This window comes from Nonomuraea sp. SBT364, from assembly GCF_001083785.1.
Classification (GTDB): Bacteria; Actinomycetota; Actinomycetes; order Streptosporangiales; family Streptosporangiaceae; genus Nonomuraea.
Map to the genome: position 1 here is coordinate 1 of NZ_LAVL01000317.1, position 3092 is coordinate 3092.

A 3092-nucleotide genomic window follows, 5' to 3' on the forward strand; every position below is an offset into this window, starting at 1 on the left:
GGGGGGGCGGCGGTCGTCCGGGGGGCGGGGCGGGGGGGGGGGGGGGGGGGCCCCCGCCCCCCCGGGGGGGCGGGCCCGGGGGGCGGGGGGGCGGCGGGGGGCGCTCGCGCTGGCGGCCGTGATGCCGGCCCCGCCGATGATCGCCCAGGTCGGGGTCGGGCTGGCCGACCTGCTGCTGCGGCGGGGCGAACCGGCGCGGGCGGCGGAGGGTCTCGGCGCGGCCCCCGCCCTGCGCGGCGGCCCCGACGACCGCCACCCCGACGTCGTACGCCTGACCCGCACCCTGAAAGCCTCCCCCGCCCACCGGGCCGCCTACGAACGCGGCCGCGCCCTCGACCGACCCGCCGCCCTCGCCACCCTCCAGAAGGCATGACGCACCAGCGGATCAGCCCCGCGCCGCCGGGTCAGGCCCGGGTGGACTGTTTGCGGCGCCGTTCCACGTAGACGTCGCGGCAGTCCGCGCAGCAGAAGGCGTGCAGGACGCCGTCCTCCTCAAGGGTGACCGCGTCGTCGTCCAGCGGGACGAGCACGCCGCAGAGCGGGTCGCGGGCGGCCGTGCCCGCCGCCAGGGCGTCCCGCTCGGGCGCGTTCATCAGCTCGATGATCCCCTCGGACGTGGTGGCCGCGCCGTCCAGGCCGATGCCGCCCTCGGGCACGCCGAGCACGTGGACCTGCACGTCCGGGTCCCGGCCGTCGGACTCCTTGAGGACCTTGGTGGCGTACGCGATCACCGCCTCGCTCATGTCCTTGCGCCAGGGCCCGGGGACGTGCACGCGGACCAGGTAGCGCGGCCGGTCGGCGGGGACGAGGGCGCGTTCGGCGGCCACCCACACGTCCGGCTCGTGCACCACCACCTGGAACATGGACCGGAACACGTGCGCGGTCCCGGCGCCGATCAGCTCGCCTCCGCCGGTGAGCTCGTGGAGGGAGCCGAGCCGTTCGGCGACGAGACGGCGGTCGGAGTCGAGGGTGCCTTTGGGGACGAAAAGTTCGATGAACATCATGCGGCCCAGCGTCCCGCCCGGCCCTGCCAGGTGACTGCCAGAGGGCTGCCAGAGGGCTGCCAGATCGCCGCCGGGCGGCTGTCAGGAGGGCCGGATGATGGCCATCCGGGTGACGGTCAGCTCCTCGATGGCGAAGCGGGGGCCCTCACGACCGGCGCCGGAGTCCTTGACGCCGCCGTACGGCATGTTGTCCGCCCGGAAGCCCGGCACCTCGTTGACCACCACTCCCCCGGCGTCGACGCGCTCGATCGCGGCGAACGCGGTGGCCAGGGAGCGGGTGTACACCGAGGCGTGCAGGCCGTACCGGGAGGCGTTGACGGCGGCGAAGGCGGCGTCGAGGTCGGGCACCGGGCGGACGCACACGACGGGACCGAAGATCTCCTCGTCCCACACCTCGGCCCCCTCGGGGACGCCGGCGAGCACGGTGGGCGCGATGGCGCGGCCGTCGCGGACGCCGCCCGTCACGAGCCTGGCCCCCGACCGGCCGATCCGGTCCAGCACCCGGTCCGTGGCGGCCGGGTCGATGAGCGGCGCGACCCTGGTCTGCGGCGAGCGGGGGTCGCCGACGGTCACGTCCTTCATGCGCGCGGCGAGCAGCGTCAGGAACTCCTCGTGCACCGGCTCCTCGACCAGCACCCGCTGCACCGAGATGCACGCCTGGCCGGAGGCGTAGTAGCCGCCGCGCACCACCGCGTCGGCGGCGGCCTCCAGGTCGGCGTCGGCGGCGACGACGAGGGCGGCGTTGGAGCCGAGTTCGAGCAGCACCTTGGTGGGGGCGGCGGCGCGGGCGATGGCGTGCCCGGCGGCGGCCGAGCCGGTGAACGACACGGCGCCGATCCGCCGGTCCTCCACCAGGGTGCGGCCGACCTCGACGTCGCCGGTGACGAGCTGCACCGCGGCCGGCGGGAGGGCGCCGGACGAGCGCAGCAGGTGGACGAGCCAGAGCGTGGCGAGCGGGGTGGCCGGGGCGGGCTTGACGATCACCGGGCAGCCGGCGGCCACCGCGGGCGCGATCTTGTGCGCGGCCAGCAGGAGCGGGTAGTTGAAGCCGGTGATGCCGACGACGACGCCGATCGGCCGCCGGGTCCAGAACCCGATCAGGCCCTCGCCCGACGGGAGCAGGTCGAGCGGGACCGTCTCGCCGTGCAGCCTGGCCACCTCCTCGGCCGCGGTGGCCAGGGTGACGATCGTGCGCGCGACCTCGACCCGGCAGTCGACCAGCGGCTTGCCGGTCTCCAGGACGAGCAGCCGCTCGAAGTCCGCGCGCCGCTCCCGCAGCGCGTCGTGCGCGGCCATGAGGGCGGTGCGGCGGGCGTGCGACGGCAGCGCCGCCATGGCCGGCGCCACGGCCAGCGCCTCGTCCAGCGCCCGGGCCGCGAGGGCGGCGTCCCCAGCCGGGCCGCTCGTCACGGCCGAGCCGTCGTACGGGAAGATCACCTCAGAGGTGGCCGGTGCTTCCACCCAGCCGTCGCCGATCGGCAGACCGGCGGGCCAATCCGCCTGAAAAGTCATGCTATTTCCCCCAATTTCGTGCTGGTCGTTCACCGCAGGGCGCTCGGGAACACGTCGAGATAGGCGGGCGCGCCCTCCCTGCCGGTCGCGGCCAGGATGGCGTGCGCGACGGCGCGGCTGAACACGTCGGCCGCGGCGGACAGCAGGTCGTGCACGTGCGCCTCGCCCGTCCCGAACACCTCCGGCTCCTGTCCCGGCGCGGGCCTGTCGCAGGTGGCCAGGCCGAACACCGTGTCGCCGTCGACCATCGTGTGCGCGGGGCGGATCGCCCTGGCCAGGCCGTCGTGCGCGACCCCGGCCAGCTTGCCGCACTGCGCCTTCGTCAGCGTGGCGTCGGTGGCGACGACGCCGATGGTGGTGTTGAGCGAGGTCACCTTCGCCCGCTCCCAGGCCGCCACGTCCCCTTCCGAGGGCGGCCGCAGGTGGTCGAACTCGCCCGGCAGCCCGTAGCGGGTGCCGGACAGCATCCCGCTGCCCGGGTCCAGCACCGAGCCCGCCGCGTTCACGACCACGAGCGCGGCCACGGTCACGCCCGCGTCCAGGACGGCACTGGCCATCCCCACGCACCCCCCAACA

4 protein-coding genes are annotated in these 3092 nt (G+C 75.8%); 1 reads left to right on the forward strand and 3 read right to left on the reverse strand.

Annotated features, from left to right (window positions below):
* Nucleotides 1–121: 121 nt before the first annotated feature.
* Nucleotides 122–373: a hypothetical protein gene (locus tag ADY59_RS50915; RefSeq protein WP_156326176.1), complete on the forward strand. Its 252-nt coding sequence runs from the start codon at nucleotides 122–124 to the stop codon at nucleotides 371–373.
* Between the two features lie 31 nt (nucleotides 374–404).
* On the opposite strand, the gene ADY59_RS46930 is transcribed toward ADY59_RS50915, so the two are convergent.
* The 3 genes from ADY59_RS46930 to ADY59_RS46940 all read right to left on the reverse strand — a co-directional run.
* Complete coding sequence (locus ADY59_RS46930; RefSeq protein ID WP_049577760.1) at nucleotides 405–1004, reverse strand: hypothetical protein; 600 nt, start codon at nucleotides 1002–1004, stop codon at nucleotides 405–407.
* 81 nt (nucleotides 1005–1085) lie between these two features.
* The gene (locus ADY59_RS46935; protein WP_049577761.1) at nucleotides 1086–2516 is read right to left on the reverse strand and encodes an aldehyde dehydrogenase family protein; all 1431 of its coding nucleotides are present in this window, start codon (nucleotides 2514–2516) and stop codon (nucleotides 1086–1088) included.
* Nucleotides 2517–2545: 29 nt separating this feature from the next.
* Nucleotides 2546–3092 (reverse strand): P1 family peptidase (locus tag ADY59_RS46940; protein WP_049577764.1); only part of this gene is annotated, 547 nt, incomplete at its 5' end.

Bases quoted from the DNA above. Each gene is read 5' to 3' on its own strand.
- ADY59_RS46930 (WP_049577760.1), bottom strand. From the start codon at position 1,004: ATGATGTTCATCGAACTTTTCGTCCCCAAAGGCACCCTCGACTCCGAC.
- ADY59_RS46935 (WP_049577761.1), bottom strand. From the start codon at position 2,516: ATGACTTTTCAGGCGGATTGGCCCGCCGGTCTGCCGATCGGCGACGGC.
- ADY59_RS50915 (WP_156326176.1), top strand. From the start codon at position 122: ATGCCGGCCCCGCCGATGATCGCCCAGGTCGGGGTCGGGCTGGCCGAC.